At 70.6% G+C, this 25,588-nt stretch carries 23 protein-coding genes; 4 read left to right on the top strand and 19 right to left on the bottom strand.

All coding sequences use genetic code 11. The features are described 5' to 3' along the window. The 14 genes from VDQ83_RS09930 to VDQ83_RS09865 all read right to left on the bottom strand — a co-directional run bounded on the left by VDQ83_RS09930 (position 1) and on the right by VDQ83_RS09865 (position 15,631). Positions 1-1,716, bottom strand: coding sequence for a putative porin (locus VDQ83_RS09930; RefSeq protein ID WP_455434789.1), 1,716 nt, complete (start codon positions 1,714-1,716; stop codon positions 1-3). 28 nt (positions 1,717-1,744) lie between these two features. Continuing rightward, entirely contained in the window at positions 1,745-2,416 is a 672-nt protein-coding gene (locus tag VDQ83_RS09925) for a TonB family protein (RefSeq protein WP_455434788.1), read from the bottom strand. A gap of 9 nt (positions 2,417-2,425) precedes the next feature. Further along, a complete protein-coding gene (locus VDQ83_RS09920; RefSeq protein WP_206232898.1) occupies positions 2,426-2,830 on the bottom strand; it encodes an ExbD/TolR family protein in 405 nt (134 codons plus the stop codon). A 4-nt stretch (positions 2,831-2,834) separates the two neighbouring features. Next, on the bottom strand, positions 2,835-4,616 hold the full coding sequence (locus VDQ83_RS09915) for a DUF2341 domain-containing protein (protein ID WP_455434787.1): 1,782 nt from the start codon (positions 4,614-4,616) through the stop codon (positions 2,835-2,837). Between the two features lie 57 nt (positions 4,617-4,673). After that, on the bottom strand, positions 4,674-4,865 hold the full coding sequence (locus VDQ83_RS09910; RefSeq protein ID WP_455434786.1) for a hypothetical protein: 192 nt from the start codon (positions 4,863-4,865) through the stop codon (positions 4,674-4,676). Positions 4,866-4,895: 30 nt separating this feature from the next. Continuing rightward, the gene (locus tag VDQ83_RS09905; protein ID WP_455434785.1) at positions 4,896-6,506 is read right to left on the bottom strand and encodes a ShlB/FhaC/HecB family hemolysin secretion/activation protein; all 1,611 of its coding nucleotides are present in this window, start codon (positions 6,504-6,506) and stop codon (positions 4,896-4,898) included. Positions 6,507-6,830: 324 nt separating this feature from the next. Further along, entirely contained in the window at positions 6,831-8,129 is a 1,299-nt protein-coding gene (locus tag VDQ83_RS09900) for a DUF58 domain-containing protein (RefSeq protein WP_455434784.1), read from the bottom strand. Between the two features lie 166 nt (positions 8,130-8,295). Beyond that, positions 8,296-9,288 carry an AAA family ATPase gene (locus VDQ83_RS09895; RefSeq protein ID WP_263396091.1) on the bottom strand — a complete coding sequence of 331 codons (993 nt, stop codon included), beginning with the start codon at positions 9,286-9,288 and terminating at the stop codon, positions 8,296-8,298. Next, positions 9,285-10,466: a DUF4350 domain-containing protein gene (locus VDQ83_RS09890; protein WP_455434783.1), complete on the bottom strand. Its 1,182-nt coding sequence runs from the start codon at positions 10,464-10,466 to the stop codon at positions 9,285-9,287. Before VDQ83_RS09890 ends, VDQ83_RS09895 begins: the two co-directional genes overlap by 4 nt. Further along, positions 10,463-12,157, bottom strand: coding sequence for a DUF4129 domain-containing protein (locus VDQ83_RS09885; protein WP_455434782.1), 1,695 nt, complete (start codon positions 12,155-12,157; stop codon positions 10,463-10,465). Before VDQ83_RS09885 ends, VDQ83_RS09890 begins: the two co-directional genes overlap by 4 nt. Next, the gene (locus VDQ83_RS09880) at positions 12,147-13,160 is read right to left on the bottom strand and encodes a stage II sporulation protein M (RefSeq protein ID WP_455434781.1); all 1,014 of its coding nucleotides are present in this window, start codon (positions 13,158-13,160) and stop codon (positions 12,147-12,149) included. The genes VDQ83_RS09885 and VDQ83_RS09880 overlap by 11 nt, the downstream gene beginning before the upstream one ends. Beyond that, complete coding sequence (locus tag VDQ83_RS09875; RefSeq protein WP_263396087.1) at positions 13,157-13,843, bottom strand: RDD family protein; 687 nt, start codon at positions 13,841-13,843, stop codon at positions 13,157-13,159. The genes VDQ83_RS09880 and VDQ83_RS09875 overlap by 4 nt, the downstream gene beginning before the upstream one ends. A 240-nt stretch (positions 13,844-14,083) precedes the next feature. Beyond that, positions 14,084-14,998 carry a DUF2167 domain-containing protein gene (locus VDQ83_RS09870; RefSeq protein WP_455434780.1) on the bottom strand — a complete coding sequence of 305 codons (915 nt, stop codon included), beginning with the start codon at positions 14,996-14,998 and terminating at the stop codon, positions 14,084-14,086. Positions 14,999-15,088: 90 nt separating this feature from the next. Beyond that, positions 15,089-15,631 (bottom strand): gamma carbonic anhydrase family protein, encoded by a 543-nt coding sequence (locus VDQ83_RS09865; protein WP_455434779.1) that lies wholly within the window; start codon positions 15,629-15,631, stop codon positions 15,089-15,091. Between the two features lie 373 nt (positions 15,632-16,004). Here VDQ83_RS09865 and VDQ83_RS09860 point away from each other — a divergent pair, with 373 nt between their 5' ends. After that, positions 16,005-16,862 carry a PA4780 family RIO1-like protein kinase gene (locus tag VDQ83_RS09860; protein ID WP_455434778.1) on the top strand — a complete coding sequence of 286 codons (858 nt, stop codon included), beginning with the start codon at positions 16,005-16,007 and terminating at the stop codon, positions 16,860-16,862. A 535-nt stretch (positions 16,863-17,397) separates the two neighbouring features. On the opposite strand, the gene VDQ83_RS09855 is transcribed toward VDQ83_RS09860, so the two are convergent. From VDQ83_RS09855 to VDQ83_RS09845, 3 genes are all read right to left on the bottom strand, one after another. Continuing rightward, complete coding sequence (locus VDQ83_RS09855; RefSeq protein WP_455434777.1) at positions 17,398-18,216, bottom strand: nucleotidyltransferase domain-containing protein; 819 nt, start codon at positions 18,214-18,216, stop codon at positions 17,398-17,400. Between the two features lie 48 nt (positions 18,217-18,264). Beyond that, the gene (gene mnmG, locus VDQ83_RS09850) at positions 18,265-20,154 is read right to left on the bottom strand and encodes a tRNA uridine-5-carboxymethylaminomethyl(34) synthesis enzyme MnmG (protein WP_455434776.1); all 1,890 of its coding nucleotides are present in this window, start codon (positions 20,152-20,154) and stop codon (positions 18,265-18,267) included. Positions 20,155-20,655: 501 nt separating this feature from the next. After that, complete coding sequence (locus VDQ83_RS09845; RefSeq protein ID WP_455434775.1) at positions 20,656-21,198, bottom strand: hypothetical protein; 543 nt, start codon at positions 21,196-21,198, stop codon at positions 20,656-20,658. Between the two features lie 164 nt (positions 21,199-21,362). Between VDQ83_RS09845 and VDQ83_RS09840 the strand changes: the two genes are divergently transcribed. The 3 genes from VDQ83_RS09840 to VDQ83_RS09830 are packed head-to-tail and all read left to right on the top strand — an operon-like array spanning position 21,363 to position 23,405. After that, positions 21,363-22,322, top strand: coding sequence for a pyridoxal-phosphate dependent enzyme (locus tag VDQ83_RS09840; protein WP_455434774.1), 960 nt, complete (start codon positions 21,363-21,365; stop codon positions 22,320-22,322). Further along, entirely contained in the window at positions 22,307-22,924 is a 618-nt protein-coding gene (locus VDQ83_RS09835) for a YdcF family protein (RefSeq protein ID WP_455434773.1), read from the top strand. Before VDQ83_RS09840 ends, VDQ83_RS09835 begins: the two co-directional genes overlap by 16 nt. Before the next feature lie 52 nt (positions 22,925-22,976). Continuing rightward, positions 22,977-23,405, top strand: coding sequence for a ketosteroid isomerase-related protein (locus tag VDQ83_RS09830; protein WP_263396080.1), 429 nt, complete (start codon positions 22,977-22,979; stop codon positions 23,403-23,405). A gap of 209 nt (positions 23,406-23,614) precedes the next feature. Here the strand turns inward: VDQ83_RS09830 and bioC are convergent, their stop codons facing one another. After that, complete coding sequence (gene bioC, locus VDQ83_RS09825) at positions 23,615-24,505, bottom strand: malonyl-ACP O-methyltransferase BioC (RefSeq protein WP_455434772.1); 891 nt, start codon at positions 24,503-24,505, stop codon at positions 23,615-23,617. Between the two features lie 150 nt (positions 24,506-24,655). Then, entirely contained in the window at positions 24,656-25,438 is a 783-nt protein-coding gene (locus VDQ83_RS09820; protein ID WP_455434771.1) for an SDR family oxidoreductase, read from the bottom strand. Between the last annotated feature and the right edge of the window lie 150 nt (positions 25,439-25,588).

The following is a 25,588-nucleotide window of genomic DNA, read 5'->3' as shown; positions in this document are numbered from 1 at the left end:
TCAGAACTCCGTGCCGAGGTCGAGCTGCAGCAGGTCCACCGCGAACGGCGCGCCGGAGATCTCGTTGGCGCTGAGCCAGCGCAGGCCGACCCAGGTGTTGCGCGCCAGCGCGTAGTTGCCGCCGACGATGAAGCCGCGCGCATTGGTGCCGCCGAGATGGAAATCCGAATCGGTGAAGCCGTCCGGCACCGCGTCCGATTCCAGGTACTTGTAGCCGACGTTGACGTTCCAGTCGCCCGGTTGCACCGGCTTGGGCTGGCCGACGGTGAAATTGAGGTAGTAGCCCATGTCGCCGCCGTCGAACACGCCCTGGTCGCCGAGGTTGTTGACCGGAACCAGCGAGCGCACGCGCGTGGCGTTGTAGCGGGTGTTCTTGACCACGTCGGCCTCGAGCAGCATCGTCACCGGTGCGAACTGGTCCAGCTGCAGCTGCGCGTGCAGGTCGGCGACGCCGAACTTGCTGGCGTAGCCGTAGTACTGCAGCTGCGGGCCATTGGGATTGGCCGGATCGGCGACGATGTCGCGCAGCGCGAACAGGGTATTGCCGAACTGCTGGAACTGCGGCCGCGAACCATCGGTGTCGCAGCTGTCGGCCGAGGTCGGCGCCAGGCACGGCGACGAGCGCTTGCCCTCGAACTGGTCGTACTGGAAGTAGCCCAGGCCCACGCGCAGCGCCATGTCGTCGGCGAAGCGCCAGCGCGCGCCCAGCTGCGCGCCGTACATCCACTTGTCGCGGCTGCGGGTCTTGCTGGTGCTGGTGGAGCCGAAATCGAACTCGGTGTTGTAGACCGGGAACAGGCCGGCGCTGATCCACGGCGCGAAGTCGGCATCGTCGTCGTCGGCGGCCAGGTCGTAGCGCGCGGCGACGCCGTCGAAGTTCAGGTCGTTGTCGAACACCAGTTCGCTGCTCCAGAACGGATTGGCGAAGCGGCCGAAGGTCAGGGTCAACGCGTCGATCGGGGTCAGCTGCAGCGCGGCGCGGTCCAGCCATAGCGAGTACTTGGACAGGTTGCCGCCGCCGCCCAGGGTCTGGTTGGTGGACACCGGGCTGCGGTCGCTGCCGGTGGCCAGGCGCAGGTCGGCCTGCACCCAGTCGGCGATCTGCGCGCTCACCCCGAGCCGCGCACGCACGCGCATGCGGCTGCGGTTGCGCGTGGTGTTGACGAACGGCGCGTTGTTGGCGCCGACCACGTCGAAGCCGGAGCCGGCGTTGATGTCGCCGAAGTCGGGGAAGAACGCGTAGTTGTCGTCGGCGTTGAACACGCCTTCGCCGCGTACGCGCAGATCGCCGTACACGCGCACGCGCTGGGTCCATTCCGGCAGCGCGCCGGGCGTGGCCCAGCCTTCGGACTTGGCCTGCGCGGTGACTTCGGCGCGCAGTTCGTCCTTGATCTGCTGGCGCACCGGCTCGGGCACGTACTGCACCACCACCGCGCCGGGCTGGGTCTGGTACGGCGCCGCGCCGGCCGCCGCCGGGGCCGGCGCAGCAGCGGCCGTGGCGGAGGCTTCGCGGATCAGGTCGTCGGCCTGGGCGCGGGTCATCACGCCCTTGGCGACCAGCAGGTCGATCAGCCGCAGCGTGACCTGCGGGTTGATCTGCGCCGGATCGATCGCGGTCGCGGCGGACTGGGCCATGGCCGCGCCCGGTGCCAGCAGCAGCGCCAGCAGGGCCAGGCGCAACCGGGACGGACGGTGGAGAGGAAACGGAATGCTCATGCTGGGGTCCTTGGTACGAAACGCGGCGTCAGCCCGGCGCCAGGGCGCCGATGCGCAACTGGATGGGTTGGGGAAGGGAAGCGGGCGGCGGTTGCGGCAGCGGCTGGTCCTGCAGCGCGCGCACGATCGCCGCGTCCAGTTCCGGCTTGCCGGCCGAGCTCAGGATCTGCAGGCGGCCGATGCTGCCGTCTGGGTTCAGCCATAGCGCCACGGTCGCGCTGTAGCGGCCCTTGCGGGTGCGCTCGTCGCGCTGCAACAGCTGTTGCACCGCGCGCTGCACGCTGGCCGCATAGCTGCCGAACGGGCTGCCGCCACCGCCCTTGCCGCCGATGCGGGTGCCGCCGCCATCGCCGGCCTGCAGGCCGAAGGCGTTGTCGCCGGGGCCGGCCGGCGCGGTCAGCGGATCGCCCGGCGGCGTCGCTTCGGCGTCCGGCTTCGGTTGCGGGGTCGGCTCGGCGGCCTGCATCGGCTGCGGCTGCTCCTGCGGCTTGGGCGGCTCCGGATCGGGTTTGGGCGGCGGCGGAGGCGGTGGCGGCGGCAGCATCACCTGGGTGATGCGCGGCGGCTGTGCGCGCGCCGGCGTCGCCTGCTGCGGGCGCAGCAGCAGCGTGGCCAGCCAGCCGAGCAACAGCAGCGCGAGCACCGCGGCGCCGGCTTTCAGCCAGCGTCGCGGCGGTTCGGCGTATTGCAGGGGATCCATCGCGTCCACTCAGCCGGCCGCCTGGCGTTGTGTGGCCAGGCCGATCGAGGCGATGCCGAGCCGGCTGCACAGGTCCAGCACCGCCATCACCTTCTCGTACTGCACGGTGCGATCGCCGCGCAGCATCACCGGCAACTCGGCGTCGCTGGCCAGCGCGTTGCGCAGTTGCTGCTCCAGTTCGCTCATGCTCACCGGCACCGCGTCCAGGCTGACCTGACCGTTGTTGTCGATCGCGATGACTTTGGTCTTGGGCTCGGACAACGGCTTGGCCGCGCTGGCCTTGGGCAATTCCACCTTGATGCCCTGCACCGCGGCGGTGGTCATGATGATGAAGATCACCAGCAGCACGTACGCCAGGTCCAGCATCGGCGTGATGTTGATGTCGTCGTAGGGCTTCTTGCCTTGGACCTTCATCGGCTCAGCCTCCCGCGCGCGCCGGCGCGTCGCCGGCATAGTCTTCGGCGATGCGCTTTTCCAGTTCGTCGACGAACACCTGCATGTCCGCCGAGACCGCTTCGGCCTGGCTGAGCAGGTAGTTGTAGCCGAACAGCGCCGGAATCGCGACGGCCAGGCCGGCCACCGTGGCCAGCAGCGCGGCGGCGATGCCGGGGGCGATCGCGTTGATGTTGACGTCGCCGGCGGCGGCCACCGCGGCGAAGGTGATCATGACCCCGACCACGGTGCCGAGCAGGCCCAGGAACGGGCCGCCGGAAATGGCGATGGTCAGCAGCACCATGCCCTTGTGGATGCGCTGGCCTTCGCGTACCGCGGCCGCGTCCAGCGCCGAGCGGATCGCCGCGATCGATTGCGTGCGCACCACGTTGGTCCCGCTGGCCTGCAGGCGTTCGCGCAGTTCCTGCTGGCCGACCTGCAGCAGCCGCGCCAGGTTGGAACGCACCCCGGCCGAGGTGCCGAGCTGCTGCCAGTGCGGCGCGTGCAGCGGATGCGCGGCCACCTGCTGGCGGTAGGCGTGGAGGAAGCGCGCATTGGCGCCGGCGGTGGCGTTGAGGTACAGGCCCTTGCGCACCATCACCCACCAGCTGATCAGCGCCATCACCGCCAGGATCCCGATCACCGCCCATGCATCCGGGGTCAGCGCGGCGATCAGGATGCCGAAGTAGTTGTGGCCGCCATCGCCCGACTGCTGTTCGACCGGATCGAAGCGCGCCAACCGCGCGTCCACGCCCTGGCTGCGCGCCGCCGCTTCGATCGCGCCGACCGGGCGCGCGTTCTTGGCCACTTTGACTTCGTCCAGCAGGCCGATGAAGTTCGGCCGCGCCGCGCCCGGCTCGCCGCCGAGCAGCAGACCGCCGTTGCTGGCCGGCAGCACCGCGGCGGCTTCGCCGACCGGCTGGCCGTTGACGAACAAGGTGGCGGTCTTGCCGTCGCTGCGCAGCGCCACATGCGCCCAGGCATCGGCCGGCAGCGCGGTGGTAGCGGCGATCTGCGCGCTCGGCGCCGCCGCGCCGAACTCGGCCAGCACGCGGCCTTCCTGCAGGCGCAGGGTCAGCGCGCCGGGCAGTGCCAGCAGCACGCCGGAGGCGTTGGCGCTGGCCGGCTTGGCCCACAGCGACACGGTGGTCGGCTGCGCCGCCGGCCAGTTCAGCGATGCCGAGGCCGGCACCGTCACCGGCGCGCGCCCGTCCAGACGCAGGCCGGCGCCGATCAGCGCGGCGTCGGCCAGATCCAGCGGCGGCGCGGCGTTGTTGGCGTAGGCGGTGCTGTCGGCGGCGGCCGCCTGCGCGTTGGCGAAGTGGTAGACCGCGACCGTATCGGCGTCGTAGCTGCCCTTGGCATCGCCGCCGCCGCTGGCCTCTGGATTGCCGAAGTAGACGTACAGCGGCGTGCTCGCGTTGGCCGGCAACTCGGGCAGGTCGACCCAGGCCAGCGCCACCTGATCGACCAGCCCGTCGTACTTCTCGAAGTGGTACTTCAGCGGCGTGCGGTCGTCGCCGGCGACGAAGCGCACGTCGCTGCCGTCGGCCTTGGCGTCGGCGAAGTTGAAGTTGCCCGAATGCAGGCGCACCAGTACCTGCGCGCGCCCGGATGGCTGGCTCAGCGCCGCGCCGGTGGAGGTGGTGTCCAGGGTCAGCTTGGCCCGGTAGTTCCACTTGCCGTCCCACCAGGTCGCGGCCGAAGCCGGGAGCGCCGACAGCAGCAACGCGGCCGCCAGCATGAAGCGCAATCCATATACCGCCATCTTTCGTTCTCCGAGCGTCGACCCGAATGCATCGCTGCATCCGTCATGAGTGGTGGATTAGTTGGAACCGGTGGATCCGGCCACGCCGGCGTACTGCGTCCCGATCGGCGAGCGTCTAGGACCGAGGTGCTTGACGTCGATGGCGGCGCCCGCGTTCGGCCTGCCCATGACGACACCGAAGCGGGTGCCGAGCGTGGCGCCGTAGCGCGCGCTGCCGACGATCGAGCGGGAAATTGCGGAGGTCTTCATAACTAAATTTCCTTGGCAGAGAAGCCGGATTCAGAACTCGCCCCACACCCGGAACAGCACGTTCAAATCGTCCTGTTTCGGCGCGTTGTCGCCGCCAGGCCGCGACAGCGGCGCGGCGAGATCGACCGAGCCGTTGAAGTGGTCGAAGAATTGCGCGGTCGCGCCGATGCCGACGCTGACCAGCGTCTCGCTCGGGGTCTGCTCGGGCAGCGGCTTGTGGATGCGCACGTAGCCGCCGTCGACGAAGGCGCGCGCGCGCGCCTCCTGCGCGGTGGAGCCGAACCAGCTGGCGAACGAGGGGCTGCGCAGTTCCAGCTGTGCGGTCACGCCGTAGTCGCCCAGCGCTTCGCTTTCCTTATAGCCGCGCACCGTGTCCATGCCGCCGATGCTCATTTCCTCGTTGCTGATCAACGGTTCGGCGGCCAGCTGCGTCTGCGCGCGGCCGAACAGCTGGACGTCCTTGCCCAACGTGCGCGTATGCGAGCCTTCCAGGCGCACGTGGAAGAAGTTCGGGCGCGCGTTGTAGCGCTTGTAGTCGAAGCTGCCCGGCGCGGAAGGATTGCAATGGTCGTTGCCGCAGCGGTCGGCACCAGCGCCGAGACCGCCGGGATTGGCGGTCAAGGTGGCGCCGAAACTGCTGTGCGTGCGCTCGCCCGCCCAGTCGGCGTTGTAGGCGAGATTGAGCGGGTAGTACTTGATCGGCGAGGAGTCCACGCTCGCGCCGAAATTGGACTCTTCCTTGAAGTCCTTGTAGTCGATGCCCAGGCTCAGCGAGTGGAAGAACCCGGCTTGCGCCGGCAGTGCCCGGATCGCGCGCAGGCCGGCCAGGGTGCCGTTGCCGATCACGTTGAAATCGCTGATCACCGCGATGTCGCTGTCGCTGCGCACCGCATAGGCGAGCAGCGACCACGGCGAATCGGTGAGGCGCGCCAGGTAGGACAGCGACAGCACCTTGGCGTCGGACGTCCGCTCCGGCGCCGTCTGCGCCGAAAGGCTGACGCTGTGGCCGCGCTGCCACAGGTTGTCGTAGCGCAGCGTGGCGTTCAGGCGCAGGTCGCTGGTGTTGGCGCTGCTGCGATTGTTCAGTTCCACCGAGCCATGCAGAGGCAGGTTGTCGTCCACGTTCAAATCGACGTCCACCGTGTTCGGCCCGACGCCGGGCTTGATGTCCGGCGTCACCCGCCGATCGGGCAACTGGTTCAGCGCGACGATGTCGCGTTGCACGTCCTTGAAGTTGGGCACCGTGCCTTCCTTCAACGACGGCGCGCCGCGCTCGACCGCATCCGGAGAAAAATAGCTGGCGCCGTTCACGCGCAGCCGGCCGATGCGCTGCTCGCTCACCTGCAGGGTGACCAGGCCGTTGCCCGCATCCTGTTCGGGCACGCTCACCGCGACCGTGGCCAGGCCCTTGTTGGCGTACAGCGTCTGCAACGCGGCGCGCGCCGCTTCCACGTCGGCCTCGCTGCGCTGCGGGCCGAGGAACGGATACACCACGCGCTCGATGTCCGTCGTGCTCAGTTCGGTATTGCCGACGACCTGGTAGGCCATCACGTCGAAACGCGCGGTCGGCGCGTCCGCGGCGAAGGCGCACGGCGCGCCGCACACGGCCAAGCCGAGCGCTGCGAAAATTCGCAACTCCATCTGAAAATATCCCCTGACTTCGGCGCGCGGCGTGCTGCCGCTTATGAAGACCGCTGCAATGCGGCGAGGACCTTAGGAGCGATAAATGACTATCCGCGAACGCTTTTATGACGGCGGCTGTAAAGTTTCTGCCACAACTGCCAAGAAAATGGCGACGCGTGAAATATAAATGCGCAGTGCATCAACGCGCGGACCACGCAGCGCGAAGCGCGGCATGGCCGAGCGCCTGTTTCATCCGGTCATAAACGACTCAGTCGGCAGCGCAGCGCCGTTGCGGCGCCGCGCAGACTTGTCTACGGCATCGTCCGCGCGGCGAGCGCGCGACTACAGCAATCCGTCGCGCTTGACCGCGAGATAGCGCTCCACCAGCGCGCCCGGCAGTTCCTCGCCGGTGACGTCGAGCACCATCACGCCGTGGCTGCGCAGCGCCTCGTGGGCGTCGCCGCGTTGCTGCAGGTAGCGCGCCACCGCGCCGGCCTGCACCGCCTGCTGCAGGTCGCCGACCTCCTGCGCCAGCGCCTGGTCCAGCTCGCGCTCGCGCAGGCTGGCCACGCACACCAGGTGGCGGCGCTGCAGCAGCCGCACCGCCGCGAGCAGGTCTTCGATGTCCTCGTCGCGCACGTTGCTGACCAGCATCACCAGCGAACGCCGGCGCTGGCGCAGCGACAGTTCGGTGGCCGCGGCCAGGTAGTCGGTGGCCACCGCCTGCGGCTGCAGGTCGTAGCTGGCGCGCAGCAGCGCATCGACGGTGCCCATGCCGCGCTGCGGCGCGACCCAGCGCGCGTCGCCGCCGCTGGCCATCAGCCCCACCGCATCGCCCTGGCGCAGCGCCAGGTACGACACCACCAGCGCGGCGTTGAGCACGTGGTCGAAATGCGACAGGCCGCTCTCGCTGGCCATCATCCGTCGCCCGGTATCGATCAGCATCAGCAGCTGCTGGTTCTTCTCGTCCTGGTATTCGCGCGAGATCAGCTTGCGCGCGCGCGAGGTGGCCTTCCAGTCGATCTGGCGCAGGCTGTCGCCGACGCGGTACTCGCGCATCTGGTGGAAGTCGGTGCCTTCGCCGCGGCGCCGCTTCAGGTGCGCGCCGACTAGCCGCGACGCCTGTTCGGCGCTGAACAGGGCGAAGCGGGTCAGCGGCGCGAAGTTCGGGTACACGCGCACCGTCTGCACCGCGCCGGCGACGCGCCGCTGCCGCCACAGGCGCCAGGCCGAGTGCAGGCGCAGGTGCGTGCCGGGAAACTCGAAACGGCCGCGCGCGGTGGGGCGCAGCCGGTAGGTGAGGTGGGTTTCGCTGGCGGCGGGCACGCGCACCCGCCGCGGCATGCCCTGCATCCACCAGCCGCCGGGCACTAGGTCGAACACGTCCAGCGTCTGCCGTTGCGCGCTGTCGATGCGCAGCCCGGCCTCGCGCTCCACGCCCAGCGGCAAGGCCTCGGGCAGCGTGCGGCGCAGCTGCGGCGTCGGCCGGCGCCACAGCCGCCACGCATCGATTGCCGCGATCGCGCCGATCGCCGCGCCCAGCGCCTGCCACGGCCACAGCGGCAGGAACTGCAACGCCGCGGCCAGGCCGCACAGCGCCCACAGGCCGAGCAGGACCAGCAGGGGCGGGGCGGGTCTCATGGGGACGTCGGGACCAGGGACCGGGGACCGGGGACCCGGTGGTCATGGGGCGGACGCGGGGTCGGGCTGCGGTGGCTGCAAGCCAGGATCCAGGTATCCGCAGCGCCGATGCCACGCTTGTCCGGGTCCCCGGTCCCCGGTCCCCGGTCCCGCTTCCCAAGCAGCCTCATTTCCGCGGCGCCTCCACCTTCGCCAGCAACGCACCCAGCGCGTCGTCGGCGCTCTGGCCTTCGATCTGCAGTTCCGGGGCCAGGGCGATGCGGTGGCGCAGTGCCGGCTTGGCGATGTCGCGGATGTCGTCGGGGGTGACGAAGTCGCGGCCGGACAGCACCGCCTGCGCGCGCGCGGCGCGGATCAGGGCGATGCTGCCGCGCGGGCCGGCGCCGAGCGCGATGCCCGGCCAGCTGCGGGTGGCGGCGACAATGCGCACCGCGTAGTCGATCACCTGCGGGTCCACCGCGATCGCCGCGGTGCCCAGCTGCATCGCCACCACGTCGTCGGCGCTGAGCACGCGCGGCACCTGCGACAGGTCGAAGTCGCCGGCGCTGCGCCCGGTGGTGACCGCTTCCACCATCCGCTTCTCGTCCTCCAGTTGCGGATAGTCGATCAGGATCTTCAGCAGGAAGCGGTCCAACTGCGCTTCGGGCAGCGGATAGGTGCCTTCCTGCTCGACCGGGTTCTGCGTGGCCAGGGCCAGGAACGGCGGCGCCAGCGGGAAGGCCTTGCCCTCGATGGTGACCTGGCCTTCCTGCATCACTTCCAGCAGCGCCGACTGGGTCTTGGCCGGGGCGCGGTTGATCTCGTCGGCCAGCAGCAGGTGGGTGAACACCGGGCCGCGGCGGATCTTGAAGCTCTCGGTCTTGGGGTCGTACACGGCGTGGCCGCTGACGTCGCTGGGCATCAGGTCGGGGGTGAACTGCACGCGCGCGTAGTTCAGTTCCAGCGCCTGCGCCAGCGCGCGCACCAGCAGGGTCTTGCCCAGCCCGGGCACGCCTTCGATGAGCACGTGGCCGCCGGCCAGCAGCGCGATCAGGATCTGCTCGAGCACCTCCGGCTGGCCGATGAAGGCCTGGCCGACCGCGTCGCGGATCGCCTCGACGCGTTCGATCAGGGCGGGGCCGGTGAGGGGGGCGACGGATTCGGCGGGGGCGGTGGTCATAACTGGTTTCTCATCTGGACGAGGAGGCGAATGCGATCGCGGAAGGCGGCGTGTTGTTTGGGCGCGGGCGGCTGCAACGCCTGTTCGACCTGGGCCGGCGACAGCTGCAGGCGCTCGGCGATGGCGGCGGCCTGAGCCGGGCCCTCCAGCGCGGCGGCCAGCGGCGCGCGCCGGCGCAGCCGCGCCAGGAACGCCTGGCGCATCGCCGCGTACAGCAGCGACGCCTTGCCGTAGCGGAACAGGTGCTCGCCGCTGGCGCGGACATGTTCCAGCAGCGAGCGTCGGTCGCCGGCGGGCGCTGCGCGCAGCGGGCCGAAGCGTTGCGTGCGCGACCACAGCCAGGCCAGCAGCATCAGCAACGCCGGCAGCCAGGCCGGCCAGCCGCGGGTGAACAGGGTGGCCCACAGCGATGGCAGTTCCGCCGCGTAGACCAGGTGCACGGTGCCCAGGCCGTAGTTCGGCGCCAGAATCTGCCGGGCCAGCAGGCGATGCGGCACGTCGCGCAGGCCACCGCGCGGCGGGGTCGGCGCCGCGTCCGCTGCGTCGTCGTCCAGGCGGTTGTCGCCATTGCTGCCGTTCTGCAGGAAATCCATTTCCGCCAGCACGTCGACGCTGCCGTCGCCGTGCGGCAGGCGCGCGTAGGCATAGTCCTCGCTGCCGCCCCACCAGTTGATCGCCGCATCCTCATCGATCTGGAAGCGCCGGCCGTTGCAGAACTCGTCGTGCTGCGGCTGGCCGGGGATGGCCAGATGCAGGCAGCCGCCCGGCTCGCCCTCTTCGAGCTCGACCCCCAGCGCGTCGAGGATCGGCGGCTTGCTCGCTTCGTCATCGGCCGACGGCGTGCGCAGGATCAGGTGCCCGCCGCGCTCGACCCAGGCCAGCAGCGCATCGCTGTCGGCCTTGCTCAAGGTGCGCGGGTCGCCGAGCAGCAGCACGCTGTCGTGCGGCTGCAGTTGCATCGCCGCCAGGTCCAGGCGCTGCCGCGACTCGGCGCGCACGCCGTCGGCGCGCAAGGTCTGGCGCAACGCGTACAGCGGGTTGTACGCGGCCTCGCCGCGCGGCGGCAGCACGAGTTGGCGCTCGGCGCGTTCGTAGCGGCCCAGGAACCAGGCGGCGAGCACACCGACCACGACCAGGCCGAGCAGGAAGATCAGCGCATTGCGGGTGCCGCTGTTCATGCGCGCCACCGGTATTGCTGCTGCAGTTCGTCCAGCAGCGCGTCGAAGGCGGCATCGTCGGGCAGGCGGCCGGCATAGGCGGCGTACTGCCAGGTGCGGACCATGCGCGCGAACAGGCCGCGGTCCGCTTCCTCGGGCAGGCGCCTGGATGCGCGCAGGCACTGCGCCTCGGTGGCGCCCGGCGGCAACACCAGGTTGGCGCGCTCGCAGACGGTCTGCACGCTGGCCCGGTACAGCAGCGCCAGCGCGTTGCGTTGCTGGCCTTCGCGCCACAGGCGGCGCGCGCGGGTCGGCACGTCGTCGGGCAGCGGCTCCGGCGCCAGCACCGGCGCATGCGCCACCGGCGCCTCGGCCGGCGCGCGCCGGCGCACGCCGCCGCGCATCCACGGCAGCCAGTGCTTGAAGGTCAGCAGCAGCACCAGCACCAGGACGCCGGCCAGCAGCCACATGCCCCATTCGCCGATGAACGCGAACACCCGCCCCACGCTGGCGGCCAAGGCCGCGATCGCGCCGGGGTTGGCCTTGGCGTCGGGCTTCTTTTCCTTCTGCTCCTCGTCGCGGTCGCGCTTCTTCCAGTAACCGATGCTGCGCTTGCCGGACAGCAGCGCATCCTCGTAGGCGCGGTCGGCGGCCCGATCGAAGCGCGCGTCGGCAGCGGGGACGGTGTCGAAGATGTCGTCGAGCGCCACCGGCTCGGCGGCGTCTTCGTCTTCGTCATCGCTATCGTCCTGGGTCTTGGCCGGATCGCCCATCGCGGTGCCGTCGTCCGCGGCGTCGGCGGCGTCGTGCGGCGCTTCCGTCGCCGGGTCGGAGGACGGCGCATGCGGGTCGGCCGCTACCGGAGCGTCGCTGCCCGGCGCTGCGGTTTGCGCGCGCAGCGCGGCACCCGGCGCCCCGAGCAGGACCACGGCCAGCAGGAGCAGCGGCGCGGCGCCGCTGAGCCGCTCGCGCAGCCGGCGCAGCGCCATCTCCACGTCCCAGGCTTCAAGCTCGGTGCGGCGGTTGAGGTACAGGCCGAAGCCGGCGCCGACGAAGAACGGCTCGATCAGCGTCATCGCCAGCCAGCCGAACAGGTTCAGGCCGATATCGGCCCAGGCCGGGGTCTCCTCGCCGATCAGCGCCCAGGCCGCGCGCAGCGTCTCCGGCAGCAGGTCCACCGGTACGAACATCATGATTGCGGCGATGCAGGCCAGGCACAGCATCAGTTCGAAGTGCCAGCACACGCTGGCCAGCAGCAGCGCATGCCCATAGACCGCACCGCCCAGGGTGCGGCGGCGCTGCCGCTGCTGTTCGGCGCTGGCTCCTTCTAGCAGTTCCAGCGGCAGGAACACGGTGCGCGCCGGACTCAGCCGGCGCCAGGTCAGGTAGCCGAACATCGGGCCCCAGCCCCAGCGCCATTGCGCGCGCAGCGTGTCGCGCACGCGCGGCACGTCGCCGAACACACCGCGCGAGATCACGAACAGCGGGATCCGGTCCAGCACCGGTTTCAGCCACCACAGCAGCAGCCCGGCCAGCCAGATCTGGTCGATCGCCCAGGCGCCGAGATTGAGCAGCGCGAACAGCGGCAGGGTGAACAGCAGCCACGGCTTCCAGATCGCGCCGGCATGGCGGCGCACCAGCGCGCTGCCCAGCTCCATCGCCTCCCAGGCCGAGCGCGCGCGCAGCACCACGTCCAGGCGCTCAATCCGCATCGCCGGTCTCCGCGATGCCGCGTCCGCCGCGCCACAGCCACACCAGCACCAGCGTCCACAGCGCACCGGACACGCTGTATTTCACCGCCGCCGACAACGACCCGATCGAGGACCAGAACGCTTCGATGAAGGCGGCGACCAGCAGCATGAACGCCACGCCTAGGCATAGCCTGGCGCCGATCACGCCGCCTTCGACCAGCGCGTCGATGCGCCGGCGCCGGCCCGGCGCCAGCAGCTTCAGGCCCAGCTGCAGGCCGGCGCCGCCGGCGATGACGATCGCGGTCAGTTCGAACGGCGCATGCCCGGCGACGAAGCGCCAGAACGTGACCCCATAGCCGATCTGGTGCAGGTGCCCGGCCACCGCGCCGATGGTGATGCCGTTGAACAGCAGCACCAGTACCGTGCCCAGCCCGGCCAGCAGGCCGCTGGCGAAGGTGCGCAGGCCGATGCTGATGTTGTTCATGATGTAGTGGCCGAACATCTGCCAGTCGTCGCCGCTGTCGCGGCCGAGCTTGTGCGCGGCCGCGGCCGGGTCGTACATCCGCTCCATCTGCGCGACCTGCATCGGATCCATCAGCCCGTGGATCAGTTCCGGCCGGTACTGCAGCAGCACGAAGATGGTGACCAGCGGCACCACGAACAGCGCGGTGGCCGCGGCCATGTAGCCGGCCTGGCTGCGCACCAGCTGCGGGAAATCGGAGAACAGGAACTCGGCCGCGCGCCGCCAGCGCGGCCGTGGCGGCCGGTACAGTTCGGTGTGGCCCTGCTGCATCAGCTGCTGCAGGCGCGCGGTGACCAGCGGGCTGTAGCCGCGCTTGCGGGCCAGCGCCAGCTGCTGGCACAGCCGCCGGTAGCGCGCCGGCACGTCCTCGTCGGCGAGCCGCGCCGCGTCCGCGGCGTGGTCGGGCGCATCCGCGGGGCGCTTGCGTCCATGCGTCTGCAGCCAGGTCTCGAAGGCCTCCCACTCGTGCTGGTGGCGGGCGATGAACTGCTCCTGCCTCATCGCCGCCCCAGCAACCAGTTGGCCATCGCGTACAGCCGCAGCACGCCGGCCTGGCCGGGCGTCTCGGTCAGCGGCAGCGCCAGCGTCGCCAGTTCCAGCTGCCGTGCCGGCGCCAGCCGCGGCGCGCGTTCGGCGAAGGCGATCAACGCCGCCTGCTCGGCCGGCAGCAGGCTGCGCGGCGGCGCGACCGCGCTGGCGATCGGCGGCAAGGCCGCTTCGTGGCGCGGCGGCTGGTGGATCACCAGGGTGCCGGCGACCATGTCGCCCAGGCGCCGCGCGTGCACGTCGAACAGGCAGGCGATCAGGCCGATGGCGTAGCCGAACGGCAGCATGTCCACGGTGCGCAGCAGGTTGCGGGTGATCGCCGCCATCCATCCGGCCGGCGCGCCGTCGCGCGAGACAACGCGCAGGCCGAGCGCCTTCTTGCCCAGGGTCTGCCCCAGCCAGCCTTCGAGCACGATCGGGTAGGCCCAGAACACCAGGAACATCGCCACCAGGTACAGGCCCTGGCCGAAGCCGCCGAGCGCGCCGAGCAGCATGCCCATCAGGGTCAGCACGCCGAACCGCACCGCCAGGTCGATCAGCCAGGCCAGCGCGCGCGGCACCGCGCCGGCGGCCGGCAGGTGCAGCGGCACGCCTTCGGGCGTGATCACTTCACGGTAGGTGTCGAGCATGCCGCTCATCGCCGGGTCGCGGCGCGGCGCGTGTGCGCGCCTGCGATGTAGGGTGGCCGTTCTTCCGTCCGGCCGGCTGCCTGTGGCGGCATGCGTGATCTCGACTGCGTCCTGCTCCGAACCGAGACTTTAGCCGGCGCGGCGCCAATTGCCCAGCCGGCGCGCCGTTGTCGCGCTGCTGCCCGCGCGACGGCGTGGCGCTGGCGCAGGACGCGGCACTGGTCGGGCGATCGGCGCTGCGCGGCCGGCTCAGCGCACCGTGCCGCCGTCGCGCTTGCGCCCGGAGAACAGCTTGCCGATCCCGCCGGCCAGCGCGATCAGCGCCAGCGCCACCAGCTTCCAGGCCTTGGCCAGCACCAGGCCGAGCTTGGCGAACAGGCCGGCCTTGGCCGCCAGGCCGCCGCCGATCAGCGTGGCCAGGCCGTAGCTGGCGATCTTGTCGGTGGACGGGTTGTGGTCGGCGTAGCGCGCGCCGCTGTCGAACTCGGCCATCGGCAGCAGCTGCTGCATGCCCTCGCGCACCTGCGCCAGTTCGTCCATGCCGGCGATCGCGTTGAGGCTCAGGTAGCCGTGGCGGCCGAGCACGCGGATGTCGTAGTTGAGGGTGTGACCCTCGTTGCCCTGGAACGCCAGTTCGCGCGCCCAGTACAGTTTCTTGTTGGCCGCGTCGTAGCGCGGCGGCACCGCCCAGCCCACCAGGTCCACGGTCTCGTAGCCGGCTTCCTTGCGCTGCGTGTTCTCCTCGCGGGTTTCCTTCTGCATGTCCGCGAGCATTTCCTTGTAGTCGATCTTGCTGGCGTCCTCGTCGGACACGTAGCCGTCGTCGGCATAGGTGACCGCCACCGCCCAGCTGCCCTGCTCGTCGAGCGCGGGCTGGCGCGGCACGATCAGGCCCAGCACGGTGTCGTCGGGCGGATTGCCCCAGTACGTCTCCAGCACCCGGCGCGCGTCGTCCTTGCCGAGATAGCGGAAGTCGTGGTTCAGGTCGAAATGGACCTTGGCCTGCGGCACTTCGATGTGGCCGTCCTGGAACTGCAGCGAGGCGACGAACTGCTCGGCGGTCATGCCGTCCTCGCCGTCCTCGGCCATGGCCGGCCCGGCGCCAGCGCCGAGCGCAAGCAGGAAAGCGGCCAGCAGGCCGCGCAGCGAAAGCGTCTTGGTCATCGTCGAATCCGTTCGGTGGCGTCCCCACGCCAGAGGCGCGCAGTGTCGCGCAAAGCGCCGCGTTCGACAATCGCCGCGCCGGCGCGGATCCTAGCCGGCGGCGTTGCCCAGGTAGCGGTCCTTCAAGCGCACGTAGTGCTGGGCGGAGTAGTGCAGGCTTTCGACCTCCTTGTCGCTGAGCGTGCGCGCCAGCCGTGCCGGGTTGCCCAGCCACAGTTCGCGCTCGCCGACGGTCTTGCCCGGCCCGACCACCGCGCCGGCGCCGACGAAGCCGTATTTCTTCACCGTGGCGCCGTCGAGGATGCACGCGCCCATGCCGATCAGGCACAGGTCCTCGATGGTGCAGGCATGGATGATGGTGCCGTGGCCCACGGTCACGTCGGCGCCGATCAGGGTCGGATGGCCGGCCTTGTTGAACGGGCTGTGGTGGCTGACGTGGATGATGGTGCCGTCCTGGATGTTGCTGCGTGCGCCGATGCGCACGTGGTTGACGTCGCCGCGGATCACCGTGCCCGGCCACACCGACACGTCCTCGTCCAGGACCACGTCGCCGATGATGGTGCAGGCCGGATCCACGTAGACTCGGGCGCCGAGCTGCGGCGTCTTGTCCAGGAACGGACGCAAGGGGTTCACGAGGGCCTCCAGACGGAAAAAGCGACGGCGATGTCGCGCGCGCCGATGATAGCGTGCGCGGCCTCGCCGCCGCCCCGGGTGCTGCGCGACCGCCCGCAGGCGGCCGTGGCTACTTCTTCTTTTCCTTCTTGGCCGCCCGCTTTTCCTTCAGCGTCTTGGTCGGCTGCTTCTTGTCGCTCTTCTTCTGGTCCAGGCCCTTGCTCATGACACCCTCTGCCGTGTTGATACGTGGAATACGGCCGCGACGGCCGCCATCGGCGGGTGCGGCGCCGCTACTTTACTCCGCCAGCGTAGACAGCGGCGCGGCGGCGGCCGGGCGCCGAGGCGCGGTTGCGCCATAATCCGGTTTTCCCCCCAAGGTGCCCCGCGTCCGATGAAAACCCCCCAGGGCCTGCAGCCGCTGATCGAGGATGGCGTCATCGACAGCGTGCTGCGTCCGCTCAAGAGTGGCAAGGAGGCCGCCGTGTACGTGGTCCAGGCCGGCGCCGAGGTGCTGTGCGCCAAGGTCTACAAGGACATGGCGCAGCGCAGCTTCCAGGCGCGCGTGCAGTACCAGGAGGGCCGCAAGGTGCGCGGCAGCCGCCAGGCGCGGGCGATGGGCAAGGCGACCAAGTTCGGCCGCCGCGAGCAGGAGGCCGCGTGGAAGGACACCGAGGCCAACACCCTGTACCAGCTGGTGGACGCCGGCGTGCACGTGCCGCAACCGCGCGGCTACTTCCACGGCGTGCTGCTGATGGACCTGGTCACCGATGCCGACGGGCAGAGCGCGCCGCGGCTGGGCGAGGTGGAGCTGGAGCCGGAGCAGGCGCGCGCCTTCCACGCGCAGCTGATCGGCGACGTGGTGAAGATGCTGTGCCTGGGCCTGGTGCACGGCGACCTCTCCGAATACAACGTGCTGGTCGCCGCCGACGGCCCGATCGTGATCGATTTCCCGCAGGTGGTCAGCGCCGCCGGCAACAACGCCGCGCGCGACATGCTGCTGCGCGACGTGCACAACCTGCGCGACTGCCTGGGCCGCTTCGCCCCCGAGCTCAACGAAACCTACTACGGCGAGGAGATGTGGGCGCTGTACGAGAAGGGCGAGCTGCGCCCGGACAGCGCGCTCACCGGCCGCTTCGTGTTCGACACCCGCCGCGCCGACGTGCGTGCGGTGCGCGATTCGATCGAGGACGCGCGCCAGGAAGCGATCATCCGCCAGCAGGGCCGCGAGGCCGCGGCGGACGAGGACTGAGCGCACGCGGCGGCGCGCCATGACAGGGCGCGCTGCAGAAAATGTGTTCTCGCCGACGCGCGCTGCTCGCCACCGTGCGCTGCCTGGCGCAGCGGTGGCCGATGACGATGTTCATCACATGTACGCCATCTCCGGCAGCTGGATGGCACGGTTGGCGTGCAAAGGGTGCGGTTGGTGGCGCGCTTTTCGCCTCATGTTGCTGATCGTGATCGACAGGAGAGACTTCGGCCTTGGCGCTTTCAAGTGCGGCAACTCCTCCGCTTCGTTGGTCGTAGCTGAAGTCGTTTCCACAAGGGCTTGCGGCAACGCGTTCGGTGTAATGCGGGAGGGGTTTCAGCCCCGACGCGCTTCGTTGCCGCAAATCCACGACTTCGTTCGTCGCGGCTGAAGCCGCTCTACAGGAGCTTGCGGCCAATTAACCGCGTGCACTGTGGGAGGGGTTTCAGTCCCGACACGTTCCAGTTGCCGCAAGTCCACCACTTCGCCTGTCGCGGCTGAAGCCGCTCCTACAAGGGCATGCGCGATGTACCCGACGCTAAGCGGAGGCATCGGCGCGGATCAGTTGGCGGAACAGCGCATCCAGCGCCCGCGGATCGCCGCTGCCAGCCGCCAGGCGCGGCGCGGCGGCGCCCATGCGCGCCAGCTCGGCGTCCAGAAAGTCGCTGATCGCCGGGACCCGCGGACCGTCCTCGATCTCCGCGGCGGCGCGTTTCTTCTCCAGCAAGGCATCGATCGCTTCGCGCAGCGACCCCGACGGCAGCAGCGCCTCCAGCAGCAGCTCGAAGGCCATCGGCGGCATCCCGTGCCCGCGTTCGATCCATTGGCAGGCCAGCACCGGGCGCAGCACGTACAGATATTTCTTGGTGCGGATGCGTTCGCCGCGCAGATAGCCGCGGTAGTTGCTCTCCGCCATGTTGAAGTAGTGCCACCAGGTACCCAGCGGCGAATAGAACGCGTGCGCCATCTGCAACAGCCCGGCGACGGCGACGGCATCTTGACGGTAGACCAGCGGCGACTGCAGCCATTCCAGCAGCGTCGGATTGGACTTGGACACCAGCCGCAGCGCCTTGCGCAGGTCCCAGCCGCTGACGTCCAGGTCGGCGTCGATCGGCAGTTCGATCACGTCGCGCTGCGGCTCGCCCGGTCCGGTGCGTTCGTTGACGGTCAGATACCACTCCGGCCGATGCACATAGACGAAGCGCGCGTCGTAGTCGCTGTCGGGCGAGGAAAACCCCCAGCCGCGGCTGCCGGACTCGCAGGCCAGCAGGATGCGTACATCGTGACTTCGCTCAATGCCGTCGAGGGCGTCCAGCACGGCGGCGCGCTTGTCCGGCCCGAGCGGGTGGATCTCCATGGCCTGTCGTCCTTGTAGGGGCGGGACAGGATGCCGCGCAGCCGCCGCTTACGCCACTCGGCTGCGCCGCGCGCGCTCCAGGTGCACCAGCAGCAGCGAGATCGCCGCCGGGGTCATGCCGGGGATGCGCTGCGCCTGGCCCACGCTCTGCGGGCGCACGCGCTCGAGCTTCTGCTGCACCTCGGCCGACAGCCCGCGCACCTGCGCGTAGTCGAAGGTCTCGGGGATCGGCGTGTCCTCGTGGCGTTGCTGGCGCGCGATCTCGTCGCGCTGGCGGTCCAGGTAGCCGGCGTACTTGATGCCGATCTCGACTTGTTCGGCGACCTGCGCGTCGTCCACGCCCGGGCCCAGCGACGGCACCCGCATCAGCGCGGCATAGTCCAGTTCCGGGCGCTTGATCAGGTCCAGCACGGTGGTTTCGCGGCTGACCGCCACCCCCAGCGTCGCCGCGACCTCGCGACCCAGCGCGTTGCCCGGCGTGGCCCACAGCGCGCGCAGCCGTTCGTTCTCCCGCGCCACCGCCTCCTGCTTGGCCTGGAAGCGCGTCCAGCGCGCCTCGCCGACCAGGCCCAGCTCGCGGCCGATGCCGGTCAGGCGCGCGTCGGCGTTGTCCTCGCGCAGCTGCAGCCGGTATTCGGCGCGGCTGGTGAACATGCGGTACGGCTCGGTGGTGCCGTGGGTGATCAGGTCGTCGATCAGCACGCCGATGTAGGCCTGGTCGCGGCGCGGCGACCACGGCTCCAGCCCGCGCACCTGGCGTGCGGCGTTGAGCCCGGCGATCAGGCCCTGCGCGGCGGCTTCCTCGTAGCCGGTGGTGCCGTTGATCTGGCCGGCGAAGAACAGCCCGGGCATCGCCTTGGTCTCTAGCGAGGCCTTCAGCCCGCGCGGGTCGAAGAAGTCGTACTCGATCGCGTAGCCGGGGCGGGTGATGTGGGCGCGCTCGAAGCCGCGGATCGAACGCACCAGCTCCAGCTGCACGTCGAACGGCAGCGAGGTGGAGATGCCATTGGGATAGATCTCGGCCACGTCCAGGCCTTCGGGCTCGACGAAGATCTGGTGGCTGGCCTTCTCGGCGAAGCGCACCACCTTGTCCTCGATCGACGGGCAGTAGCGCGGGCCGATGCCCTCGATCTGGCCGGTGTACAGCGGCGAGCGGTCCAGCGCGCCGCGGATGATGTCGTGGGTGCGCTCGGTGGTATGGGTGATCCAGCACGAGACCTGGCGCGGATGCTGGACGACGTCGCCGACGAAGGACATCACCGGCAGCGGATCGTCGCCGGGCTGTTCCTCCATCGCCGCGTAGTCCAGGCTGCGCCCGTCGATGCGCGGCGGGGTGCCGGTCTTGAGCCGGTCCACGCCGAAGCGGCCGTCGCGCAGCGCCTGCGCCAGCGCGGTGGCCGGCGGGTCGCCGGCGCGGCCGCCGGCGTACTGGGTCTGGCCGATGTGGATCTTGCCGGCCAGGAAGGTGCCGGCGGTCAGCACCACCGCCGCCGCATCGAAGCGCAGGCCGGTCTGGGTGACCACGCCGCGCACGCGCTCGCCGGCCACGATCAGTTCGTCCACGGCGGCCTGGAACAGGGTCAGGTTCGGCTGCGCCTCGACCAGGCGCCGGATCGCGCCGCGGTACAGGTTGCGGTCGGCCTGGCAGCGGGTGGCGCGCACCGCCGGACCCTTGGAGGCATTGAGCGTGCGCCATTGGATGCCGGCCAGATCGGCGGCATGCGCCATCGCCCCGCCGAGCGCGTCGATCTCCTTGACCAGATGGCCCTTGCCGATGCCGCCGATGGCCGGGTTGCAGCTCATCGCGCCCACTGTCTCCACGTTGTGAGTCAGCAGCAGGGTGCGCGCGCCGGCGCGCGCGGCCGCCAGCGCCGCCTCGGTGCCGGCGTGGCCGCCGCCGATCACGATGACGTCGTAGCGGTAGAAGGAAGCGCTCATCGGGAACTCGTCAGCCGGGGCCGCAGGGCCGGAATGGGGGCGCTCGCAGGGTCGCGAACGCCGGAAAGCGTGAATTTTAGCGTTTGGGTCACAGTTTGCGGATTCGGCCCTAAAGTTGGCACGCCATCTGCAGATAACCCTACTGCACCCAACGTGGCATTGCGTCAGGGGCGTACGACTGGAATTGGAACAGGGGCCAGTCACGCGCACGTTGGGGGAGCTGGGGGCCGGTAGTCGGGGGACTGCCGGCCCTTTTTTATGTCCGCGATTCGGCCCCGAAGCCAGCAACCGCAAGGCCCGAACGCGAAAAGCCCCGGCGAACCGGGGCTTTTCGTTTTAGGCGCCGACGCCCGACAGGGCCGGAACAGGGGGGATCCAGATTTCCCTGTCGGACATCGACATAGACAGTGGGGCGATCCCTAGCGGGTCATAAAGCGACGCAGGCGGTCACCCCGTACGACGTAGAGTGCGTCTTGTGCTTGCGTGAAATCAAGCACTTTCTTAGGGCTCTAATGTGCGCCGCGTCCCATTGCTGCGACCCAGATTGCCGGGTCGCGGCGCAGCCGGGCGTGGTGCCGCGGCCGGGCGCGGCGCGGCCGCCGGGCGGGGCTGCATCGACTGCGGGCGCGGACCGGCACTGGCCGCGTCCGGACGGCGCAGCCGGTCCATGTCGCGCCACGGCGCCTTGCCCCGGTCGCGCCCGCCGATGACGGGCGGCGGCGGCGGACGGTCCGGCGGGCGGCCATTGTCGTCGGGCCGCGGGCGCGGCGGCGGACGGTGGCGCGGCGGGCCGTAGTAGTCGCGGTCGCGGTAGTAGTAGGGGCCGCCATAGCCGTAGTAGCCATAGCCGTAGTAGCCGGCACCGTAGCCGTAGGGAACGGCGCCGTAGGGGTAGTAACCGTTGGAATAGCCGGCCGGATACCGGTATTCGACCGAGGGCGAGCCGCGGTAATAGCCGCCCTGGTCGCTGCCGGCGTAGTCGTAGGTGGCGCAGCCGCCCAGCGTGGCCAGCAGTCCAGCGGCCCAGATCAGGCGCATGTTCATGGCGATTCCTCTCCCAGAGGCTGACTGACAGGTTCTGCGCGTTGCATTGAATGCCCCCTTAACCCGCTTCGTCGTTGATTGAACGCTTAAGTCGCGCGCAACGGCGGCGCTGCGCCGGTAGCGGCGGCGGCGCGAGCCCATGCCGATACGTTAACCTTTCACACATGTTCTCATCTTCACTGCCCGTTTTCGCCGATGTGACGGCTGCGGCCGCGCGGCTGGCGCCGCATGCCCGGGTGACCCCGGTCCTGCGCTCGCAGGCGCTTGACGCCCTGACCGGCGCGAGCCTGCACTTCAAGGCCGAGCACCTGCAGCGCGGCGGCGCGTTCAAGTTCCGCGGCGCCTGCAACGCGGTATGGGCATTGAGCGAGGCGCAGGCCGCGCGCGGCGTGGTCACCCATTCCTCCGGCAATCACGGTGCGGCGCTGGCGCAGGCCGCGCGCACCCGCGGCATCGGCTGCCATGTGGTGGTGCCGGAGGGCGCGGTCGCGACCAAGCTGGCCAATATCGCCCGGCACGGCGCCACCCTGTGGCAGTGCGAGGCCACGATCGCCGCGCGCGAGGCACTGTGCGCGCAGGTGCAGCAGCAGACCGGCGCGACCCTGGTGCATCCCTATACCGACCCCGCGGTGATCGCCGGCCAGGGCACCGCGGCGCTGGAACTGCTCGGCGCCAGCGGCTCGCTGGACCTGCTGGTGGTGCCGGTCGGTGGCGGCGGCCTGGCCGCCGGCAGCCGTCTGGCGCTGTCGGTGCTGGCGCCGCATGCGCAGCTGCTGTTGGCCGAGCCGGCCGGCGCCGCCGACACAGCGCGTTCGCTGGCGGCCGGCGAACGCCGCCTGGACTTCGTCCCCGACACCCTCTGCGACGGCCTGCGCGGCACCCTGGGCGCGCCCAACTTCGCGCTGCTGCACGGCCACGCCGAGGCGATCGTGGTCGAGGACGCCGCGACGGTGGCGGCGATGCGCTTGCTGTGGCAGGTGCTCAAGCAGGTGGTGGAGCCCTCCTCGGCGATCGCGCTGGCGGCGGTGCTGGCGCAGCCAGAGCGCTTCGCCGGGCGCCGGGTCGGGGTGATCCTGTCCGGCGGCAACGTCGACCTGGATGCCTTGCCGTGGGGGACGGCTTGAAGCCGCGGCGACGGCGCGGCTGGCTGGGCTGGATCGGACGGCTCGGCGCCGTGCTGAGCCTGTGGCTGCTGGGCGTGGCGATCTACATCGTGTGGGTCGGCGACCGCGACCAGGCGGCGCCGGCCGACGCGATCATCGTGCTCGGCGCGGCCGCCTACGACGCCAAGCCCTCGCCGGTGTTCGAAGAGCGCATCCGCCACGGCCTGGACCTGTACCAGCGCGGCTACGCGCCGACCCTGATCTTCACCGGCGGCTTCGGCGGCAACGGCGCGCGCTTCGCCGAATCGCAGGTGGCGCGCCGCTACGCGCTGCGCCACGATGTGCCGGACGACGCGATCCTGATCGAGACCGTCTCGCGCACCACCCGCCAGAACCTGATCCAGGCGCGCGAACTGATGCGCGCCCACGGCCTGCACCGGGCGATCGTGGTCAGCGACCCGCTGCACATGGCGCGCGCGCTGCGCCTGTGCCGGGAGCTGCAGATCGACGCGCTGGCATCCTCGACCCCGAGCACCCGCTTCCGCAGCTTCCAGACCCGCTGGCGCTTCCTGGTGCAGGAGGTCTACTTCTTCCACCGCGACCTGGTGGCACCGGGCGCCTGAGCGCGCCCGGCCGCCGTATCATGGGTCTTCCGCATGGCAGAAGGTGGTGGCGATGAAGATCGACGGGACCCGTGAACAAGACCGCGCCATCGAACTGGTGCTGTCCTACTACGACGCGTTCAACCGCGGCGACTGGGCGGCCATGCTCGACAAGCTGACCGACGACGTCGCGCACGACCTCAACCAGGGCGCGCGCGAAATCGGCAAGGACACCTTCGCCGCGTTCCTGCAGCGGATGAACGCCAGCTACCGCGAACAGCTGCGCGACATCGTGGTGCTGGGCGGGCAGGACGGCCGCCGCGCCGCCGCCGAGTACGTGGTGCACGGCGAATACCACCACACCGACGAAGGCCTGCCGCCGGCGCGCGGGCAGACCTACGTGCTGCCGGGCGGCGCGTTCTTCGACATCCGCGACGGCAAGATCGCCCGGGTCAGCAACTACTACAACCTGCAGGACTGGATCGAGCAGGTTTCGGCCTGAGCGGTCGCACGCGCGGGCGCATGCTGCGGCCGAACTACGGCCGCCTGGCTGTCATGTAGGAGCGGCTTTTTAGCCGCGACAGGCGTTACCGTAACGCCCGTCGCGGCTAAAGCCGCTCCTACAGGTAGCGCATCCGGTTCTCGGCTCTTCCGAGTCCCGAGTCCCCGGTCCCCAGTCCCCAGTCCCCAGTCCCGCAGCGAAGCGTCGCCTCAATCGCCGCGGCGGCGGATCGGGATCGCCGACACCGGCACTGCGGCGATCTCGCTGCCGCCCTCGCGGATCGGCGCGCCCGGCGGCGGCGCCCAGGCGTGGGCATAGATCACTTCCCAACTGCTCGGCAGCTTGCCGTCGGCGTTGCGCAGCGTCTCGTAGGCGGCGCTGGCGGCGGCGAAGCGGCCGCGCCCGGTCAGCGTGTGGCGGCGCGCGTGCAGGGCGTTGGTCGCGCCGATCGCGCGCAGTTCGCGCATCAGCGCGCCGAGGTCGGGATAGGTGAGGGTGAACAGGTCGCGGTCCAGCACCGGGTCGCGGAAGCCGGACAGCATCAGCGCATCGCCGAACTGCGCGATCGGCGCGAAGCGGCTCACGTGCGGCGCTTCGCGGTCGGCTTGGGCGAACGCCTCGCGCAGTTCGATCAGCGTGTCCGGGCCGAAGCTGGAGCACAGCAGCAGGCCGCCGGGCTTGAGCACGCGGCGGAAGCCGGCGAACACCGCCGGCAGGTCCTCGACCCACTGCAGGCACAGGTTGCTGAAGATCACGTCGACGCTGTGCTCGGCCAGCGGCAGCGCGCGCGCATCGGCGCAGACCCTGCCGAACGGCTTCCACCAGCCGGCCTGGCGCTTGGCCTGGTGCAGCATCGGCAGCGCCTGGTCGAGCGCGATCACCTGCGCGCGCGGCCAGCGCTTCTTCATCGTCGCGGCGGCATGCGCCGGACCGCTGCCCACGTCCAGCACCACCTGCGGGACGCGATCGCCGAGATAGTCCAGCGACTCCAGCAGGCGCTTCTCGACCTCGTGCTGCAGGGCCGCGGCGGCGTCGTAGCTGGCGGCGGCGCGCGAGAACGCGCGGCGGATGTGGCGGGCGTCGAACGAAGAGGAATCCATCGGCGCATTATCGCTGGCCGCGGCGCGCAGCGGCCAGCCGCATTGCCGCAACCTGCGCAGTCATCGGCGCCATGCCGGCATTGCGACCAATCCGCCGATCGCGAACGATCGAGTCCCGAGTCCCGAGTCCCGAGTCCCGAGTCCCGGCCCTCAGAACGTCCCCGGATAGGCGCCGCCGTCGAGCAACAGGTTCTGCCCGCTGAGGTAGCCGGCCTGCGCGCTGCACAGGAACGCGCAGGCCGCGCCGAACTCGTCCGCGGTGCCGAAGCGCCCGGCCGGGATCTGCTGGCGTTTCTGCGCGGCCAGCGTTTCCACGTCGGTGCCGCTTTGCTGCGCGGCATGGGCGAAGTTGCCGCGCAGCCGGTCGGTGTCGAACTGCCCCGGCAACAGGTTGTTGATGGTGACGTTGTGCGCGACCGTGCGCCGCGCCAAGCCGGCGACGAAGCCGGTGAGCCCGGCGCGCGCGCCGTTGGACAGGCCCAGGCTGTCGATCGGCGCCTTCACCGACGAAGACGTGATGTTGACGATGCGGCCGAAGCCGCGCGCCTGCATCGCATCGACGGTGGCGCGGATCAGCGCGATCGGCGCCAGCATGTTGGCGTCCAGCGCGCGCAGCCAGTCCTCGCGTTCCCAGTCGCGGAAGTCGCCGGGCGGCGGGCCGCCGGCGTTGTTGACCAGGATGTCGACCTGCGGGCACGCCGCCAGCGCGGCGGCGCGGCCGCGCTCGGTGGCGATGTCCGCGGCCACCGCGATCACCTCGCCAGCGCCGGGCAACGCGCGCAGGCCGGCCGCCGCCGCATCCAGCGCGGCCTGCCCACGCGCCACGATGACCACGTTGACGCCTTCGCCAGCCAACGCCCGCGCGCACCCCAGGCCCAGGCCCTTGCTCGCGGCGCAGACCAGCGCCCATTTGCCGGCGATGCCGAGGTCCATGCAGACGCTCCAATTAAGGAAACCCCGATGATCGGGCATCGGCGTGGCGGCGGCCAGCGCGGTGGTGCGCCTGGCCGCGTCCTGCTCTTCTGTAGGAGGGGCTTCAGCCCCGACCGGGCCTTCCCGGCAAGGCCCGGTCGGGGCTGAAGC

Source organism: Xanthomonas sp. WHRI 7945 (assembly GCF_035026585.1).
This window is presented reverse-complemented; position numbering and strand designations above follow the sequence as displayed.

Coding starts and splice junctions, on each gene's coding strand:
- VDQ83_RS09885 (WP_455434782.1), bottom strand. CDS start 12,157: ATGCGGATTGAGCGCCTGGACGTGGTGCTGCGCGCGCGCTCGGCCTGG.
- VDQ83_RS09870 (WP_455434780.1), bottom strand. CDS start 14,998: ATGACCAAGACGCTTTCGCTGCGCGGCCTGCTGGCCGCTTTCCTGCTT.
- VDQ83_RS09910 (WP_455434786.1), bottom strand. CDS start 4,865: ATGAAGACCTCCGCAATTTCCCGCTCGATCGTCGGCAGCGCGCGCTAC.
- VDQ83_RS09855 (WP_455434777.1), bottom strand. CDS start 18,216: ATGGAGATCCACCCGCTCGGGCCGGACAAGCGCGCCGCCGTGCTGGAC.
- VDQ83_RS09820 (WP_455434771.1), bottom strand. CDS start 25,438: ATGGACCTCGGCATCGCCGGCAAATGGGCGCTGGTCTGCGCCGCGAGC.
- VDQ83_RS09925 (WP_455434788.1), bottom strand. CDS start 2,416: ATGGATCCCCTGCAATACGCCGAACCGCCGCGACGCTGGCTGAAAGCC.
- VDQ83_RS09920 (WP_206232898.1), bottom strand. CDS start 2,830: ATGAAGGTCCAAGGCAAGAAGCCCTACGACGACATCAACATCACGCCG.
- VDQ83_RS09830 (WP_263396080.1), top strand. CDS start 22,977: ATGAAGATCGACGGGACCCGTGAACAAGACCGCGCCATCGAACTGGTG.
- VDQ83_RS09905 (WP_455434785.1), bottom strand. CDS start 6,506: ATGGAGTTGCGAATTTTCGCAGCGCTCGGCTTGGCCGTGTGCGGCGCG.
- VDQ83_RS09890 (WP_455434783.1), bottom strand. CDS start 10,466: ATGAACAGCGGCACCCGCAATGCGCTGATCTTCCTGCTCGGCCTGGTC.
- VDQ83_RS09930 (WP_455434789.1), bottom strand. CDS start 1,716: ATGAGCATTCCGTTTCCTCTCCACCGTCCGTCCCGGTTGCGCCTGGCC.
- mnmG (WP_455434776.1), bottom strand. CDS start 20,154: ATGAGCGCTTCCTTCTACCGCTACGACGTCATCGTGATCGGCGGCGGC.
- VDQ83_RS09860 (WP_455434778.1), top strand. CDS start 16,005: ATGAAAACCCCCCAGGGCCTGCAGCCGCTGATCGAGGATGGCGTCATC.
- VDQ83_RS09875 (WP_263396087.1), bottom strand. CDS start 13,843: ATGAGCGGCATGCTCGACACCTACCGTGAAGTGATCACGCCCGAAGGC.
- VDQ83_RS09880 (WP_455434781.1), bottom strand. CDS start 13,160: ATGAGGCAGGAGCAGTTCATCGCCCGCCACCAGCACGAGTGGGAGGCC.
- bioC (WP_455434772.1), bottom strand. CDS start 24,505: ATGGATTCCTCTTCGTTCGACGCCCGCCACATCCGCCGCGCGTTCTCG.
- VDQ83_RS09845 (WP_455434775.1), bottom strand. CDS start 21,198: ATGAACATGCGCCTGATCTGGGCCGCTGGACTGCTGGCCACGCTGGGC.
- VDQ83_RS09895 (WP_263396091.1), bottom strand. CDS start 9,288: ATGACCACCGCCCCCGCCGAATCCGTCGCCCCCCTCACCGGCCCCGCC.
- VDQ83_RS09840 (WP_455434774.1), top strand. CDS start 21,363: ATGTTCTCATCTTCACTGCCCGTTTTCGCCGATGTGACGGCTGCGGCC.
- VDQ83_RS09915 (WP_455434787.1), bottom strand. CDS start 4,616: ATGGCGGTATATGGATTGCGCTTCATGCTGGCGGCCGCGTTGCTGCTG.
- VDQ83_RS09900 (WP_455434784.1), bottom strand. CDS start 8,129: ATGAGACCCGCCCCGCCCCTGCTGGTCCTGCTCGGCCTGTGGGCGCTG.